General features: G+C 72.7%; 14 protein-coding genes. 4 read left to right on the top strand and 10 right to left on the bottom strand.

The window, feature by feature from the left end; genetic code table 11:
- Positions 1-8: 8 nt before the first annotated feature.
- Positions 9-1,133 (bottom strand): GuaB3 family IMP dehydrogenase-related protein, encoded by a 1,125-nt coding sequence (locus AD017_RS17595; RefSeq protein WP_010233293.1) that lies wholly within the window; start codon positions 1,131-1,133, stop codon positions 9-11.
- 932 nt (positions 1,134-2,065) lie between these two features.
- Between AD017_RS17595 and AD017_RS17590 the strand changes: the two genes are divergently transcribed.
- Positions 2,066-3,376: a helix-turn-helix transcriptional regulator gene (locus AD017_RS17590; RefSeq protein ID WP_349675471.1), complete on the top strand. Its 1,311-nt coding sequence runs from the start codon at positions 2,066-2,068 to the stop codon at positions 3,374-3,376.
- Here the strand turns inward: AD017_RS17590 and AD017_RS17585 are convergent.
- Positions 3,342-4,187, bottom strand: coding sequence for an alpha/beta hydrolase (locus tag AD017_RS17585; protein WP_060574855.1), 846 nt, complete (start codon positions 4,185-4,187; stop codon positions 3,342-3,344). The genes AD017_RS17590 and AD017_RS17585 overlap by 35 nt on opposite strands.
- 22 nt (positions 4,188-4,209) lie before the next feature.
- A complete protein-coding gene (gene guaB / locus AD017_RS17580) occupies positions 4,210-5,721 on the bottom strand; it encodes an IMP dehydrogenase (RefSeq protein WP_010233290.1) in 1,512 nt (503 codons plus the stop codon).
- A 123-nt stretch (positions 5,722-5,844) separates the two neighbouring features.
- Between guaB and AD017_RS17575 the strand changes: the two genes are divergently transcribed.
- Entirely contained in the window at positions 5,845-6,258 is a 414-nt protein-coding gene (locus AD017_RS17575; RefSeq protein WP_033199942.1) for a DUF5319 domain-containing protein, read from the top strand.
- A gap of 64 nt (positions 6,259-6,322) precedes the next feature.
- Here the strand turns inward: AD017_RS17575 and AD017_RS17570 are convergent, their stop codons facing one another.
- The 4 genes from AD017_RS17570 to AD017_RS35370 all read right to left on the bottom strand — a co-directional run bounded on the left by AD017_RS17570 (position 6,323) and on the right by AD017_RS35370 (position 10,742).
- Entirely contained in the window at positions 6,323-7,504 is a 1,182-nt protein-coding gene (locus AD017_RS17570; RefSeq protein WP_029239688.1) for an anti-sigma-D factor RsdA, read from the bottom strand.
- Positions 7,497-8,072, bottom strand: a complete 576-nt coding sequence (locus tag AD017_RS17565) for a sigma-70 family RNA polymerase sigma factor (protein ID WP_060574854.1) — start codon at positions 8,070-8,072, stop codon at positions 7,497-7,499. Before AD017_RS17565 ends, AD017_RS17570 begins: the two co-directional genes overlap by 8 nt.
- Before the next feature lie 831 nt (positions 8,073-8,903).
- Positions 8,904-9,500, bottom strand: a complete 597-nt coding sequence (locus AD017_RS17560; RefSeq protein WP_010225624.1) for a response regulator transcription factor — start codon at positions 9,498-9,500, stop codon at positions 8,904-8,906.
- Between the two features lie 201 nt (positions 9,501-9,701).
- Positions 9,702-10,742 carry a hypothetical protein gene (locus tag AD017_RS35370; protein ID WP_060574853.1) on the bottom strand — a complete coding sequence of 347 codons (1,041 nt, stop codon included), beginning with the start codon at positions 10,740-10,742 and terminating at the stop codon, positions 9,702-9,704.
- An 87-nt stretch (positions 10,743-10,829) separates the two neighbouring features.
- On the opposite strand from AD017_RS35370, the gene AD017_RS17550 reads away from it, so the two are divergent.
- Positions 10,830-11,168 carry a WhiB family transcriptional regulator gene (locus AD017_RS17550; protein ID WP_050802229.1) on the top strand — a complete coding sequence of 113 codons (339 nt, stop codon included), beginning with the start codon at positions 10,830-10,832 and terminating at the stop codon, positions 11,166-11,168.
- A gap of 99 nt (positions 11,169-11,267) precedes the next feature.
- On the opposite strand, the gene groL is transcribed toward AD017_RS17550, so the two are convergent.
- Positions 11,268-12,890 (bottom strand): chaperonin GroEL, encoded by a 1,623-nt coding sequence (gene groL, locus AD017_RS17545; RefSeq protein ID WP_010225618.1) that lies wholly within the window; start codon positions 12,888-12,890, stop codon positions 11,268-11,270.
- A gap of 114 nt (positions 12,891-13,004) precedes the next feature.
- Positions 13,005-13,295 (bottom strand): co-chaperone GroES, encoded by a 291-nt coding sequence (gene groES, locus AD017_RS17540; protein WP_010225616.1) that lies wholly within the window; start codon positions 13,293-13,295, stop codon positions 13,005-13,007.
- Between the two features lie 360 nt (positions 13,296-13,655).
- On the opposite strand from groES, the gene AD017_RS17535 reads away from it, so the two are divergent.
- Positions 13,656-14,567: an aldo/keto reductase gene (locus tag AD017_RS17535; protein WP_060574852.1), complete on the top strand. Its 912-nt coding sequence runs from the start codon at positions 13,656-13,658 to the stop codon at positions 14,565-14,567.
- A 65-nt stretch (positions 14,568-14,632) separates the two neighbouring features.
- On the opposite strand, the gene AD017_RS17530 is transcribed toward AD017_RS17535, so the two are convergent.
- Complete coding sequence (locus tag AD017_RS17530; RefSeq protein ID WP_060574851.1) at positions 14,633-16,042, bottom strand: PucR family transcriptional regulator; 1,410 nt, start codon at positions 16,040-16,042, stop codon at positions 14,633-14,635.
- Positions 16,043-16,091: the final 49 nt, after the last annotated feature.

The raw sequence follows: 16,091 nt of genomic DNA, 5'->3' as shown, positions 1-16,091 counted from the left end.
CGACCGGCTCAGGTCCGCAGGTTCAGCCCGACCCGCTGGAACTCCTTGAGGTCGGAGTAGCCGGTCTTCGCCAGCGCGCGGCGCAGGGCGCCGAACAGGTTCGTCGTGCCGTACGGGCTGTCGGTCGGCCCGAACAGCACCTGCTCCAGCGACCGGCCGGACCGGGCGAGGCCGGTGACCTCGGACCGCGGCAGCGACGGGTGTGCCGCCGCCGACGTCCAGTACAGCCCGCCGGCCGGGGACTCGGTGGCCTCGGCGAGCTGCTCGCCGAGCATCACGGCGTCGGCGCCGCAGGCGACCGCGCGGGCGATGTCACCGGACGTGCCGATGCCGCCGTCGGCGATCACGTGGACGTAGCGGCCGCCGGTCTCGTCGAGGTAGTCGCGGCGCGCCGCGGCGGCGTCGACGATCGCCGTCGCCATCGGGACGCCCACACCCAGCACCTCGTCGGTGGTGGTGGCCGTCGACTGCCCGTACCCGACGATGACGCCGGCCGCGCCGGTCCGCATCAGGTGCAGCGCGGTGCGGTAGTCACCCACCCCGCCGGCGACGACCGGCACGTCGAGGTCGGCGATGAAGTCCTTGAGGTTGAGCGGCTCGCCCTCCGAGACGTGCTCGGCGGAGACGATCGTGCCCTGCACGACCAGCACCTCGACGCCCGCGGCGAGCAGCGCCGGGGTGAGCTCGCGGGCCCGCTGCGGGCTGACCCGGGCGGCGACCGTGTGCGAGGCCTCGCGCAGCGGCCGCAGCGCCTCCACGATCAGGTCCTCGCGGATCGGGGCCTGGTGCAGCTCCTGCAGCAGCGCGAGCGCCGAGTCGGGCTCGTCACCGGTGGCCGCCTCGACGACCCGCGCCAGCGCGCCCTCGGCGTCGCCGTGCCGCGCCCACAGGCCCTCGGCGTTCAGCACCGCCAGACCGCCGAGCTCGGCGACCCGCACCGCCGACGCCGGCGACACGACCGCGTCGGTCGGATGGGTCACGAGCGGGATGTCGAACCGGTAGGCGTCGAGCTGCCAGGAGGTCGACACCACCTTGGAGCTGCGGGTCCGCCGCGACGGCACGATCTCGATCTGGTCGAGGTCATAGGCACGACGGGCCTCCCGGCCCATCCCGATCTCCACGAGGTCACGCACGGGGACACCCTAAGCGCTCGGTCCGACAGCGCCGCCGAGGCCCGCGATTGTGACGACGGACGACTGTCGCCGTGGCGCCGGCGCGCGCCATCACGCACAGGCCGGAGGACACCGCCCGGGCCGCCGGCGCCCACTGCTGCGCAGAGGTGGCCGAACAGATCTCCCACCTCACCTCCTCCGCCGCCCACGCCACGCCCGACGGAAGACGACGTTCCAGAGCACCCCACGATCACCGTGCCTGGATCAGGATGAAGCAACGGCTCACCGGCGATGAACCGACCACACGAAATCCTGCTGCGGCCCGCTCGTCGAGAATGCGCAGGACACTTTCCGGTGATGCACGGCCACATGAACGTCATATCGACATCTGCCGATTCGAGCACGTCGACGGCCAGCTCTTCATCCGCCGGAATCGGCGGTCCTCCGCGGGCATTGCGAATCCATCACCTGTCCTGCCGATCTCGCGCCCGCTCGGACGGACCACTCGTGACAGTCGCCGCAGCGACGGCCGTGCGGAGTCACGAGGGCGACGGGCACGACGAGATGCCCACACACAGCCCGGTACCGGCCTTCTCCGTCCGAACCGGGCCAGCACAGATCGGCCTCCTCGACCAGGTGGGCCGCGCCGTCGGCAGCCGACGTCAGGGTCACCAGCCCGCGCGAAGAGCTCCCGGCCTCCGGGGCGGACCGACGGCGGATACCCCATTTCCACCCACGAGGTCCCGACATCTCAGCTCCTGTCCACAGAGACCTACGTCGCCCACGGGTAAGGAGACAGCGCGTGCGATCACCGATGACTCGATCGCCCGATCTCCTGTGGGATCACGTCAGTGAATCGGAATTCCGCGTCGCATCACCAGCGCACGTCGCGTGCATCGGTGACGCAGCTTTGTTGCAGCGACCTCACTGGCCGGGCAAGATCCTGGGCAGGAATGCGGACGTCATTTCTGCTCTGCCCTTCGAGAGGCTTACCGACCATGCGTGTGTCCCGCCGCCGTCTCGCGGTTCGCCGGAGATCGATCGGTCTCACGCAGGAAGGACTCGCCGAAGCACTCGGTGTCGACCGGTCGACGATCGGACGGTGGGAGAGCGGAGCAACTGCTCCTCATCCGTCACAGCGGCGACGGTTGTCCGCTGTGCTGGGGGTGTCGTCGAGCGAGCTGTCGACCCTGCTGCTGGACGACGCCACCGATCTCGGTCCCGGACACATCCATGACGGCACGGACACCGTCGCAGCACCCGTGCCTGTCGGCGACGGCTCGGCACAGTTCCTGATCCGAACCGATGGCAGCACGCACCTCGGACGGAGGGAGCCTTCCGATCCGCGACATGCATGCGACGAGGCGTCGGTCAGCTGCTTCCGGCATCAGGTGCAACTGTGCAAGACCGTCGACGGTCGTGCCGGAGCCTCGGCGGCCCTGCCCGCCGTGGTGCAGATCCTGGGTGCCCTCGGTCGCTGTGCATCCGAGGCAGATCACGACGTGCGGCGGACGCTGGCCTGCCTCTCGGCCGAGGCGGCCGAGTTCGCGGCATGGATGTACCGCGATGCCCGGAACCCCACGGCAGCCGGCTTCTGGCTCGACCGCGCGGTCCAATGGTCACAGGAGGCCGGCGACCTGGAGATGCAGGGCTATCTCCTGCTCAAGCGCTCACAGATGGCGTACGAGGAACGGGACGGCGGGCGCGTTCTCGCGCTGGCGCAGGCAGCCGACCGCGGCCCGTGGCCCGTCCCCTGGCGGGTGAAGGCCGAGATTCTCCAGCAGGAGGCCCGCGGCATGGCCATGACCGGTTCGGCCCTGGCCGACGTGGAGAGGAAGATGGGCGAGGCCCAGGAGATCATCGACGGCAACACGGACGCGCCTCGGGGCGATCCGAGGTTCGGCTCGTACTACGACGCAGGCACACATCTGCTCCGGTCTGCCAGTTGCTATCTGGAGGCAGGGAAACCCGCTCGCGCCGCGAGCTTGTTCGGCGAGGTCTTGGGGGCCGACACTCTGACCCCGCGTGACGAGGGGTACTTCCGGGCTCGCCGATCGGTGGCGCTGGCGCTGAGCGGAGAGCCGGACGCCGCGGCCGAGGAAGGCGTCCGGGCCGTCCAGCGTGCGACCGAGACCGGTTCCGGCCGGACGAGACGAGAGCTGGCGCGCGCCGTGACGGCACTCGGTCCGTGGCTCACGCGGCCGCGACCACGTGAGCTGCGGGACGCGCTCATGGCGAGCCGCTCGACAGCCGACCGTCCGTGAGCCATTCACCGACGATCCCGACGACGTAGCGCTGCCACTCCTGCGACTGCGGGTCCAGGTACCCGGGGTCGGCGTGGACGGCGAATCCGTGCTCGGCGCCGTCGATCTCCACCAGCCGGCTCTCGCCCGGCAGCTGCGCGACCGCATCACGCGATCCCGCTACGGGGACGAACGTGTCCTCCGTGCCGTGGACGAGGAGCGTGGGCGCGGTGATCCCGCCGAGCACCCGGCGGGGCCGGATCCAGAACGCCTCGTTCAGGAAGGCTCGGCTGTGGCGGACGGTGGGCGAGTGGTCGATGTACCCCCGTCGCACGAGCTCGTCCGCCTTGTCGTCGCTCAGGTGACCGTCGCGCCAGTGGTCCTTCTGATCGATGTAGCGCTTCTTGAAGTCGAGCTGCGGGTTGAGGAGGACCACCCGCTCGAGCTGCTCGCCGGACTCCGCCGCGTAGTACGCCGCCAGGCCACCACCGAAGCTGGCTCCCAGCAGGCTCGCCGTCCGGACGCCACTGCACCCACGGAGGTGATCGAGTACGACGCGGATGTCGTTCAGATGGGCGGCGAGGGAGGACTCCTCGGGACGGCCGTCGCTCTCCCCGTGCCCGCGGAGGTCGTAGCGGAGCGACGCCGTACCCGTGGCGGCGAGACCCTCGGCGAGGCGGGTGAAGAACCCTCCTTCCTCGCGAGTGACCCCACCGCCGTGGACCATGACGACGGCATGCCCGGCGGAGCCGGCCGGCCTCGTGAGCGTGGCGGAGAGCCGCAGCCCGTCGAGCGTCCTGACCTCGGTGTGCCCGACGGCCGGCTCCGGCATGGCCGTCCCCTCGACCCGCAGGTCAGCGGGCGACGTAGTTCGGCGCCTCGACCGTCATCGTGATGTCGTGCGGGTGGCTCTCCTTGAGCCCGGCCGCGGTGATCCGCACCAGCTTCGCCTGCTGCAGCTCCGCGATCGTCTGCGCACCGACGTAGCCCATGCCCGAGCGAAGCCCGCCGCCGAGCTGGTGCACGACCGACGACAACGGCCCGCGGAACGGGATCCGGCCCTCGATGCCCTCGGGGACGAGCTTGTCCTCGGAGAGCACGTCGTCCTGCGCGTAGCGGTCCTTGGAGTAGCTGCGCCCGGCGGCACCGGCCCGGCCCTGCATGGCACCCAGCGAGCCCATGCCGCGGTAGGTCTTGAACTGCTTGCCGCCGACGAGCACGACCTCGCCCGGGGACTCCGCGGTCCCGGCCAGCAGCGAGCCCAGCATCACCGTCGACGCACCGGAGGCGATCGCCTTGGCGACGTCACCGGAGTACTGGATGCCGCCGTCGCCGATCACCGGCACGCCCGCCGGTGCGCACGCCCGGGTCGCCTCGTAGATCGCGGTGATCTGCGGGGCGCCGACCCCGGCCACGACGCGGGTGGTGCAGATGGAGCCCGGCCCGACGCCGACCTTGACCGCGTCGGCGCCCGCCTCGACGAGCGCCTTCGCGCCCTCGTAGGTCGCCACGTTCCCGCCGACGACGTCGACCTGGTCGCCGACCTCGGCGCGCAGCTTCGCGACGGTCTCCAGCACCCGGCGGGAGTGGCCGTGCGCGGTGTCCACCATGAGGACGTCGATGCCGGCGTCGACCAGGGCCATCGACCGCGAGTACGCGTCGTCCCCGACGCCGACGGCGGCCGCGACGACCAGGCGGCCGTCCGGGTCCTTGGTGGCGAGCGGGTACTGCTCGGTCTTGTTGAAGTCCTTGATCGTGATCAGGCCGCGCAGCACGTCGTCGCCGTCGACGATCGGCAGCTTCTCCAGCTTGTGCCTGCGCAGCAGCCCGAGCGCCGCCTCCGCCGTCACGCCGACCTTCGCCGTCACCAGCGGGGCGCGGGTCATCACCTCGGAGACCGGGCGGTCGGTGTCGACCTCGTACCGCATGTCCCGGTTGGTGATGATGCCGACCAGCCGGCCGCCCTCGTCGGTCACCGGCACGCCGGAGATCCGGAACTTGGCGCACAGCGCGTCGACGTCGGACAGCGTCGCGTCCGGCGCACACGTCACCGGGTCGGTCACCATCCCGGCCTCGGACCGCTTGACCACCTCGACCTGGGCCGCCTGCGCGTCCGGCGCGAGGTTGCGGTGCAGCACCCCGAGCCCGCCCGCGCGGGCCATCGCGATCGCCATCCGGGACTCGGTGACCGTGTCCATCGGGGACGACACGAGCGGCACCTGGACCCGCACGCGACGGGTCACCTGGCTGGACGTGTCGGCCGAACTGGGAATCACGTCCGACTCGGCAGGGAGCAGCAGGACGTCGTCGAAGGTCAGGCCGATCGTCGCGAACTTGTCCGGCAGGCCGCCGATCTCGCTCGTCATCTCTCCGGAGCTCCCCTTGCAGTCGCGACTACCGCGGCGGTCGCTCGCCGCAGGACGCCATCGTACGTGGACCGTTACGGGGTGGGCCGGGGCCCGACCCCCGACACCGGTACCGTGTACGCCGTGTCACCAGAGGCGCTGCCACCGGACCCGTTCGCCGGAGACCCGGATGACCCTGCGCGCTCCCTGGAGGCGCTGGACGATCACGGTGACGACGCGTGGGCGGACTCCGGTGACCCCGACGGTCCCCCGCTGACCGACACCGACCGCGGTGAGATCCTGGCGGACCTGGCGGATCTCGCGGTCTACCAGGCGCTGCTGTCGAAGCGTGGGGTCCGCGGCATCGTCGTCGACTGCACCGACTGCGGAGAGCAGCACTTCCACGAGTGGAATCTGCTGCGCGCCAGCCTCCAGCAGCTGCTCGACGAGGGCCGGATGCGCCCGCACGAGCCGGCCTTCGACCCGGACCCCGCGCACTACGTGACGTGGGAGTACTGCCGCGGCTACGCCGACGCCACCCTGGCCGAGGACGAGTAGCGCGGACGGAACGACGAGAAGGGCCCCGGAGGACGACGCCTCCGGGGCCCTTCTCGTACGTGCCTCAGTTCGGGGAGCTGCTGACCGCCCCGGTCGAGGTGGACGACGACGGCGTGTCCCGATCGGACTCGGAACGACCGCCCTCGCCCGACGCCGTCGGCGACGTGGACGTCGTGCTCGGGTCGGCCGATCCCTCGGTCGTCGGCGAGGTCTCGGACGGGCTCGGCGACGTCGTCGTGCTCGGCGACGGGCTCCCGGTGCCCGGCCCCTGCAGCACCCGCGGGTCGCTGCTGCCCTCCGGGCTGCTGCTCCCCTCGGGGCTCGTGCTGCCACCCGACGAGCTGCCGCCCGGGTTCGAGGTACCGGACTCCGGCCGCGGCGAGACGGGCTGCTGCGGCTCCGGACGCCCCTCCGACGACGGCGGCGGCGGAGCCGGGGTGCCGTCGCGCAGCGGTGCCCGCGGGTCGGTCGGGACACCGGCCGGGGACTCCGCCACCTTCTGCGTCAGGAAACGGTTCTGCTGCTCGAAGTCGTCACGCTGCTCGGGATCGGTCCGGTCGAGGAGCGGGCCGAGCGCGGCGAGATCCTGCTGCGCACCGACGGTGTCGCCGGAGGCGAGCTTCGCGTTCACGCGCTCGATGCCCGTCCGCAGGTCGGACGCGGCCTGGACCTGCTCGGCACGCTCGCTGTAGAGCACCCTGCTGACACCCCAGAGCGCGTCGCCCGGCTGGGCCTCGTGCGCACCGATCGAGACGACGGCGAGGGCGCAGGCGGCCACCGCGGCGGCCGCGACCAGCGGGCGCAGGAAGGACACCTTCCGCGACGGCTTCGCCGGCTGCAGCATCTCGACGGCCTCGTCGGTCCCGACGAGTTCGGGGACCGGCTCGCGGTCGACGTCGTCCTTCCAGGTGGAGAGCAGCGCGACCAGACGATCGTCGACGTCGTAGCCGCGGTTGCCCGGTCCGGACACGCCCAGGCCGGACGACAACGCGTTGATCAGCTCGTCGTCGGCCTGCAGCTCGACCAGGTCGACCGGGCCCTCGTCGTCGAGCTCCGGCTGGTCGGCGAACGGCCGGCCGACCGGCTGCCCGCCCCGGTGGCCGTTCTGGCCCGACGGGGGACGGCCGCCCTGGGGACCGGGCCGCGGCTCGCCGAAGCGGCCGCGGGTGACCGGTGCGGGCGGGCGCTCCTGCCCGTCGCCCGGCCGTGGGGGTCGGCCCGGGCCGTACGGATCCTGGTCACGCATCCCGGACCACCTCCTCACTCATGATCTTCCGCAGCCGGGACAGCGCCCGGTGCTGTGCCACCCGGACGGCGCCCGGTGTGGAGCCGACGGCTGCCGCGGTCTCCTCCGCGGACAACCCCACGACCACCCGCAACACGATGATCTCCCGATGCTTCTCCGGGAGGACCTCCAGCAGCCTGGACATCTCCTCGGACAGTTCGACCTGAAGGGCCCGGGTCTCCGGGCCGTCGGACGTCTCCATCCGTTCCGGCACGTCGGCGACGGGCTCGGAGCGGTTGCGGGACGCCGCCCGGTGCGCGTCGATCACCTTGTGCGACGCGATGCCGTAGACGAACGCGAGGAACGGGCGGCCCTGCACCCGGTACCCCGGCAACGCCGTGAGCACGGCTACACACACCTCCTGGGCGACGTCGTCCGCCGAGACGGATCCTCTGTCGGTCCCCAGTCGTGCCCGGCAGTAGCGCACGACGAGGGACCGAATCATGGTGAGAACGCGCTCGACCGCGGATCGATCGCCGGCCATCGCCGCTTCGATCCACTCGTCGGGAACGTCTCTTGATTCACTCATCGTGGGGAACCGTCCAGGTGTTACGAGACTGCTTCGGTGTCATCCGATCGTGGAGGCAACCCGCGTTCCGGCAGGTGGGACCACGGAGGGTCCACCGTATCCGAGCGCCGTACGCCCGTGGGAGCTGCTCCATGCAGAGTCAGACGATCGTGCGGAGTGTCGGGTTGCGTGACGCCTCGGGTGCACGCGGTCACCAGGCGGGCACGGTCGGCGAGCGGTACACGCGGCACCGTCGGGCGCTGTGGCCGGACGGGAAGAAGATCATCCCTGGTGGGCAGCCGGTCGTGGACCGCCCGGCGCGGGCGGCATCCGCTCCGGCGACGTTCACAGCACCGGCACACGACGCCCGTGTAACGAACGTGACGTGAGTGACGAAAGGGACCACAGGGACGTGAGGTGACTGTTCCCGGTTCGACGGCGACCGCTCGTCGCCCGGGCTCCGACCCGGGGCCGGGACGACAGGCACGGGCACGGGACGGGTCGTGTGGCAGGAGGGGCGTCCGGGACGACGCCGGGCGCGGGCTGGGCCGCCGGGGCGCGGCGGCAGCGATGCCCCACGACCGGCGGGGTGCGACCCGGCCGGCGGGAGCGGGGCTCGGCGATGGCGTCCGGCGGAGGTCGCGGGTCCGGTCGCGGGGAGCACGACCGGTGCCGGACGACCGTCCGGAGCCGGGGTGGCGCGCGTGGCGGCACGCCGGAGCCGTCGTGGGCGGGACCGCGGGGGTCGGTCCGGCCCGTGGGTCCCGTGACCGGCCCTCGCGGGCGGCACGGGTGCGGGTCACGCCGGGTTCGGGGATCCGGCGCGGTACGCGGGGTGCGGCAGGTCGTCCGTCAGGAGACGAGACCGCGCCGGAACCCGTGCGCGACGGCCTGCGCGCGGTCCCGGACACCCAGCTTGCGGAACAGCCGCCGGGCGTGGGTCTTGACCGTGTCCTCGGACAGGTAGAGCTCGCGGCCGATCTGGCCGTTGCTCTTGCCCTGGCTCATCCCGCGCAGCACCTGCAGCTCACGCTCGGTGAGCTGGACGCCCGGGTCGGTGGGGACCCGCGGGGTGGGCACCGAGGTGCTGGCCAGGGTGTGCGCCAGCGCGGCGACCAGCTCGGGCCGCGAGGCGTCCCAGCGCAGGTAGCCACGGGCACCGCCGGCGATCGCGGCGGCGATGCTGCCCGCGTCGTCCGGAGCACCGAAGACGATGACGTTGGCCTGGGGGTGCGCGGCGACCAGGCGCCGGGTGGCCTCCACACCGGTGGGCACCGCACGCTGGGTCCCGACCAGGACGACGTCGACGGACTGGCGGGCGTAGCGGGCGAGGAGTTCGTCCCCGTGGGCCACGCAGTCGATGCGCTGGACCCCGGGGACCGCGGACATGACGCGGGTCAGACCCTCGCGGACGCTGCGACGATCGTCGCAGATGAGTACCGTCGTCACGACGATTCCTTCCTGCAGCTTCCTGCAGCCGGGTGATATTCACCCTCCGAATCGGCGGGTGACCCTCTCACCTTGACACGGTCGGGGCGATTTTGTGGCCTCCGTTCGGAACTCCGGCCCACCTGCCTCAGCGTCATGTGGGTGAAGGGTCGCCGAATGGAGTAGTCCGTACGGTACATCCTCCGGTCCGGGGATCCAGCACTACTCCCGCAGCAGTTCCCGGCCGGGACCGTCACTTCGCGTATAGAGGACGCTCACCGTGTGCAATGCCGCATGTCGGCGACCCTCCGCACCCGCTCGGCGACTGCGCGTATCGAAACGTGACTCTCCGGCGTGTCGCGGTGCGGCGTCCGATGCACCGGCCCGGTTGTTCATCCCCTGTTCAGCCGTACCGTGACCGCTTCGTGACAGGACCTCGCCGTCATCCGGGTCGACGACCGCTCCGACCCTCTCCGGCGGGTGGCGGTCGGCGAGGTCCGCCGCGGCCAGCAGTGCCGGCCGGTGCAACGGCACCATCCCGGTCGCCAGCGCGTCCGCCGCGACGGCGTCCAGCTCGGCGAGCACGGCCGACGGATCCTCGCCCGCCACCCCGGCAGCGACCGCCCGCACCAGCCGGCTCTTCAGGACGTGCCGGTCGGAACCGAGCGTCCGGGCGCCGGCCAGTGCCCGGTCCGCCGCGACCAGTGCGGCGCCCGCGTCACCGGCGACCAGCGCGGTCTCGGCGCTCACCCAGTCGTGCCGGACCCGGGTGCGGGACCCTGCCGCGCCACACCACGGGCCCGCCCGGTCCAGGAGGACGGCGGCACGGGCGGCGTCGAACCGGCCCAGTGCGTCCGCGGCCAGGCCGGTGAGCGCGTCCGCCACGGCGGCACCGGCGCCCGTCCCCCACGGGTCGTCCGGTCCGACAGGACACCCGAGCCCCCGCGCGAGACGTGCCGCCCGGCCGTCCAGCGGGGTGGCGGCCGCGTGCCCGCCCAGCTGCCGCAGGTGCGACGCCCGCGTCACCAGCGCGTGCGCCCGCAGGCCGGGATCCACGGCCGGGTCCCGCCGAAGACCCTCCAGGACACCCGCCGCGCGGGCGTAGTGACCGACGCCACCCAGCGCGACGGCAGCAGCCCAGCGGGTGATCGCGGACGGCGACCGGGCCGCCCGGCCGGCATCGTGGCTCGTCGCCGCCCCGCCGAGCAGCCGGATCACGGCGCGTGGCGGGGACGCCACCGGATCCGGGGACCGGACGTGCACGATCGTTCTCCTCCCAACAGGTTTGCACCCGTCGAACGCCGGGAATCTTCACCATGTCAAGCCCGAGGTCGAAGGCAGGTGACGAACATGGCGGACATCCGGAGGCTTCCCGGCCCGGTCGCCGACATCTACGACTGGCAGAGGGAGGGGGCCTGCCGGGGGATGGACAGCGCGTTCTTCTTCCATCCCGAAGGTGAGCGTGGTCCCGCACGGGCACGCCGCGAGAACCGCGCCAAGCAGGTGTGCAACGACTGCCCGGTCCTCGCGCAGTGCCGCGAGCACGCCCTCAACGTGCACGAGCCGTACGGCATCTGGGGCGGCCTGTCCGAGTCCGAGCGGGATGCGATCATCCGCGGTCCGCGCCGCACGCTCAAGGTCGCCGCCGAGGCGACCGCCCAGCCGGTGGAGAAGCTCGGCGCCGTCTGAGAGGCCCGGCACCACCGGATCCTCTACTCCCTGCCCCGCGACACACGAAAGGCGGGCGACCATCGGTCGCCCGCCTTTCGTCGTGCGTAGGCCCGGAACTCAGTGCCCGTGCCCGTGGCCGTGGCCGCCGGCGGACGGAGCAGGCTCCTCCTCCGGCTTGTCCACCACGGCGCTCTCGGTGGTCAGCACCATGCGCGCGATGGAGGCCGCGTTCTCGACGGCCGACCGGGTCACCTTGACCGGGTCGATGACGCCGTCGGCGACCAGGTCGCCGTAGGTCTTGGTGGCCGAGTTGTACCCGGTCCCCCAGCCCTTCTCGGCGACGCGGGACACCACGATGGAGCCCTCGTCCCCGCCGTTCTCCGCGATCCAGTAGAGCGGGGAGGACAGCGCCTTGCGGACGATCGCGACACCGGTCGCGGCGTCGCCGGTGAGGCCGAGGCCGCCGTCGAGCTCCGCTGCGGCGTGCACGAGCGCGGACCCGCCACCGGGGACGATGCCCTCCTCGACCGCGGCCCGGGTGGCCGACACCGCGTCCTCGATGCGGTGCTTGCGCTCCTTGAGCGCGGTCTCGGTGGCCGCACCGGCCCGGATGACCGCGACACCACCGGAGAGCTTGGCCAGGCGCTCCTGGAGCTTCTCCTTGTCCCAGTCCGAGTCGGACGCCTCGATCTCGCGCTTGAGCTGCGCGACGCGGCCCTCGACGTCGGCCTTGTCACCGCCGCCCTCGACGATCGTGGTGTTGTCCTTGGTGACGACGACGCGCCGGGCCTTGCCCAGCAGGTCCAGCCCGGCCTCGTTGAGCTTGAGGCCGACCTCCGGGTTGATGACCTGGCCACCGGTGGCGATCGCGAGGTCGTCCATGAACGCCTTGCGGCGGTCACCGAAGAACGGCGACTTGACCGCGGCGACCTTGACGGTCTTGCGGATCGAGTTGACGACCAGGGTGGACAGCGCCTCGCCCTCGACGTCCTCCGCCATGATCAGCAGGGGCTTGCCCTCGCCGAGCACCTTCTCCAGCAGCGGGAGCAGGTCCTGGATGGAGCTGATCTTGTCGCGGTGCAGCAGGATGTAGGCGTCCTCGAGCACCGCCTCCATCGACTCGGAGTCGGTGACGAAGTACGGCGACAGGTAGCCCTTGTCGAACTGCAGGCCCTCGGTGATCTCCAGCTCGGTGGCGAGCGTGGAGCCCTCCTCGACGGTGATCACGCCGTCGTTGCCGACGGTCTGGATCGCCTGGGCGATCAGGTCGCCGATCTCCTGCTCGCGCGAGGCGATGGCGCCGACCTGCGCGATGTGGCTCCCGGCGTCGACCGGGGTGGCCTTGGCCAGCAGCACGTCGGAGATCTTCTGCGCGGCCGCGGCGATGCCCTCGCCGAGCGCGGACGGCGCGGCGCCGGCGGCCACGTTGCGCAGGCCCTCCTTGACCAGGGCCTGGGCCAGCACGGTGGCGGTGGTGGTGCCGTCGCCCGCGACGTCGTTGGTCTTGGTCGCGACGGTCTTCGCCAGCTGGGCGCCGAGGTTCTCGTACGGGTCCTCGAGGTCGACCTCGCGGGCGATCGTGACGCCGTCGTTGGTGACGGTCGGGCCGCCGAACTTCTTGTCGATGACGACGTGCCGGCCGCGCGGGCCGAGGGTCACCTTCACCGCGTCGGCGAGCTGGTTCACGCCGCGCTCGAGCGCGCGGCGGGTGTCCTCGTCGAAGCTGATCTGCTTCGCCATGTCTGTTGTCTCAGCCTCTCGTCATGGGCTAGCGGGGGTACAGACACGACCGCCCCGGCCGGACCACCGTCCGGTGGGCCGCCCGGGGCGGTTCGCGTCACGCGAGTTCCGGCGTCAGTTGACGACGGCCAGCACGTCGCGGGCGGAGAGGATCAGGTACTCCTCGCCGTTGTACTTGACCTCGGTGCCGCCGTACTTCGAGTAGATGACGACGTCGCCGACCGCCACGTCGAGCGGGACGCGGTTCCCGTTGTCGTCGACCCGGCCCGGGCCCACGGCCAGGACCTTGCCCTCCTGGGGCTTCTCCTTGGCGGTGTCCGGGATGACGATGCCGGAGGCGGTGGTGGTCTCCGCCTCGCTGGCCTGGACGACGATCTTGTCCTCGAGCGGCTTGATGTTCGCCACGACGATGACCTCCCCTTCCTGGGGTGAATCCGGTAAGACGGTTCTGTCCGGTGTCAGCAGCGCACACGTGGCGACCTCCCGCCCCGCCGTCGCGGGTGCCGGGGCGACCGGTCTCCGTCGCGCGCATTGGCACTCTACTCACGAGAGTGCCAGAAGCGTGGCGGGGGCTCAACCGGTTCGTTCACCCGCGTGGGGGACGCTCGCGTGCCGGCCGGTCGGAGATCGCGGCGGGCGGCCGGTCCGGCGTCGTTGCTCGTCACGCCGGTGCCGTGGCCCGGGCACACGGCGGTTACCCGCGCGGCGGCCGCCGCAACCGTCCGGCGGTCCACCGCGCCGCGGTGCCCGGTAGCGTCGCCGACCGTGGCTGACCTGGTACTCGGTGCGAACGTCGTCGGCTGGACCGCGGACAGGGACACCTCGTTCGCGGTGCTCGACGCGTTCGTCGCCGCCGGCGGGACGCGGATCGACACCGCGGACTCCTACACGTGGCGCGCGCCCGGCAACTCCGGCGGCGAGTCGGAGACGATCCTCGGCGAGTGGATGGCGGCCCGGGGCAACCGGGACACGCTGCACCTCGCCACGAAGGTGGGCTCGTGGCCCGAGCGGCCGGGCCTCGGCGGCGCGAACGTCGCCGCGGCGGCACGGGACTCGCTGCGGCGCCTGGGCACCGACCGGATCGACCTCTACTACGCCCACCGCGACGACCCGGACACGGCGCAGGAGGAGACGCTCGACGCGTTCGACGCCCTCGTCCGCGAGGGGCTGGTCCGCGAGATCGGTGCGTCCAACTTCTCCGCCGAACGGCTCCGCTCGGCCCGGGAGATCTCCGAGCGGGACGGGCTGGCCGCGTTCACCGCGGTCCAGCCGCACTACAACCTCATGGAGCGCGACGACGTCGAGGCCGCGCTCGTGCCGCTCGCGGAGTCGGCCGGCCTGGCCCTTTACCCGTACTACGGGCTCGCGAAGGGTTTCCTCACCGGCAAGTACCGGCCCGACTCCCCCGCCCCGGAGGGCCCGCGCAGCGAGGGGGCGTCCGCCTACCTCGACTCCCGTGGCCGGGCCGTGCTGGCCGGGCTCGACGAGATCGCGGCGGGCCACGAGGTCCCGGTCCCGGCGGTCGCGCTGGCCTGGCTCGCGGCCCAGCCGTCGGTGACCGCGCCGATCGCCAGTGCCCGCACCCCGGAGCAGCTCGCCCAGCTGCTCCCGATGCGGACCCTGGAGCTGACCCACGACGAACTGCGCCTGCTCTCGTACCTGTCCGCGACGAGCTGACCCGTGTGATCACGGATCCGGTGCGGATCCGGCCGTATGTGGCCGTCTCCCTTCCGGATCCGTGATCACCGTTCGGTGAGCAGCGCCAGGTACACCGCGGCCGTCACCGCCGGGTCCCGCAGGTCCCCGACCAGTGCCCGGATCCGGCCGAGGCGGTGCCGGACACTGTTCTCGTGGAGGTGCAGGGCGCGCGCGGTGGCGGGGACGTCCTGACGGTGTGCCAGCCAGGTCCGCACGGTGGCGCGCAGGGCGGCGTCGAGCGGGGTCAGGACGTCCCGGGTCAGCTCGGCCACCCGGTCCGCGCCGATCTCCAGCACCATCCGGTCCAGCACCGGGAGGTCCTCGGCCCGCACCGGCCCGGCACCGGTGAGCGCGCAGCGCCGTGCGGCGAGGCGGGCGTCGCGGTGGGCGGGCGCGACCTCGGCTCCGGGCGGGACGGTCGCCGTCCCCGCCACGGTGAGTTCCGGCGGCACCTCGGTGACCAGCGCGACCAGCTCACCGTCGATCTCGGCGAGCAGGTACGGGGCGCGGGCGTCGTCCAGGACACGCTCCGCACCGGCCGCCGTGGCCGACGGCGGGAGCACGACGACGGTCCGCCCACCACCGGGGCCCGGTCCCGGGCCCCCGCCGTGCTCGCCGTCCCCGCCGGACAGGAGGGCGTGCAGCGCCGCCGCCCGGTCCGCGCGGCGGCGGGCCGTGTCGTCGTCATCGGCGGCGGTCAGCCCGGCCAGCAGCCGCGCCACCAGCGCCACCGCCCGCACGATCAGTGGTACCGGCACCGACCCCCGGGAGACGCCCGCGACCAGCCACGCCCGGACCCGGCCCGCCGGCCGGACGGCCGCGGCGAACAGGCCGTCGGCGTCCACGACCTCGACCGGCGGCCCGGTGGCGGGCAGCGCCCGGAAGCGCGTCCAGCGCTCGCGGGCGCCGTCCGGGCCGGAACCGGGATCGGCGGCCAGGACCGAGCCGTCCGGGCGGTGCAGCGCGACCCCGCACCGCAGCACCCGGGCGAGCCCGTGTACCAGGGTCTCGGCCGGGTCGGGGCCACCGAGCAGGGCGGTGAGCGTGTCGGTGATCGCCGCGGCCCGCCGGAAGGCGTCGAGGTCCCGGTCCAGGACGGCGGTGTCCACCGCGCGGACGATCTCCCGGAACGGTGTCGCCTCCGGCACCGCGAACAGGGGCAGCTCGCGGCGCCGGGCCTCCGTCACGAGCTCGTCCGGGACGTCGTCGTGCACCATGCCGACGCCGAACCCGAGGCCGGCCACCCCGCCGCCGGCGAGCTCGGCGACCAGCTCACGGCACTCGGCGCCGGAGGTCAGCCGCAGTCCGGTCGTCAGCAGCACCCAGCCGGGCGGCACCCAGCGCGTCGGCTGCGGGATCTCGACGACGTGCGCGCCGTGCACGGGGACGCGGCGCCCCGGGACGACGGGCACGAGCCCCAGCTCACCGCGGTCGAGCAGGTCGTCCAGGTCCACCGGTTGTGGATAGCACAGCAGAGTTGTCCACAGTTGTGGATTCCACCGG

The sequence above is a fragment of the Pseudonocardia sp. EC080619-01 genome (assembly GCF_001420995.1).
In the GTDB taxonomy this organism is placed as follows: Bacteria; Actinomycetota; Actinomycetes; order Mycobacteriales; family Pseudonocardiaceae; genus Pseudonocardia.
Note: the sequence above shows the minus strand (reverse complement) of the source record. Positions and strands in the feature narration are given on the sequence as shown.

What these genes read in the sequence shown, in the direction of transcription:
- AD017_RS17570 (WP_029239688.1), bottom strand. Translation starts at nt 7,504, where the DNA reads ATGCGTGACCAGGATCCGTACGGCCCGGGCCGACCCCCACGGCCGGGC.
- groL (WP_010225618.1), bottom strand. Translation starts at nt 12,890, where the DNA reads ATGGCGAAGCAGATCAGCTTCGACGAGGACACCCGCCGCGCGCTCGAG.
- AD017_RS17590 (WP_349675471.1), top strand. Translation starts at nt 2,066, where the DNA reads ATGCGGACGTCATTTCTGCTCTGCCCTTCGAGAGGCTTACCGACCATG.
- AD017_RS17550 (WP_050802229.1), top strand. Translation starts at nt 10,830, where the DNA reads ATGGCGGACATCCGGAGGCTTCCCGGCCCGGTCGCCGACATCTACGAC.
- guaB (WP_010233290.1), bottom strand. Translation starts at nt 5,721, where the DNA reads ATGACGAGCGAGATCGGCGGCCTGCCGGACAAGTTCGCGACGATCGGC.
- AD017_RS17565 (WP_060574854.1), bottom strand. Translation starts at nt 8,072, where the DNA reads ATGAGTGAATCAAGAGACGTTCCCGACGAGTGGATCGAAGCGGCGATG.
- AD017_RS17585 (WP_060574855.1), bottom strand. Translation starts at nt 4,187, where the DNA reads ATGCCGGAGCCGGCCGTCGGGCACACCGAGGTCAGGACGCTCGACGGG.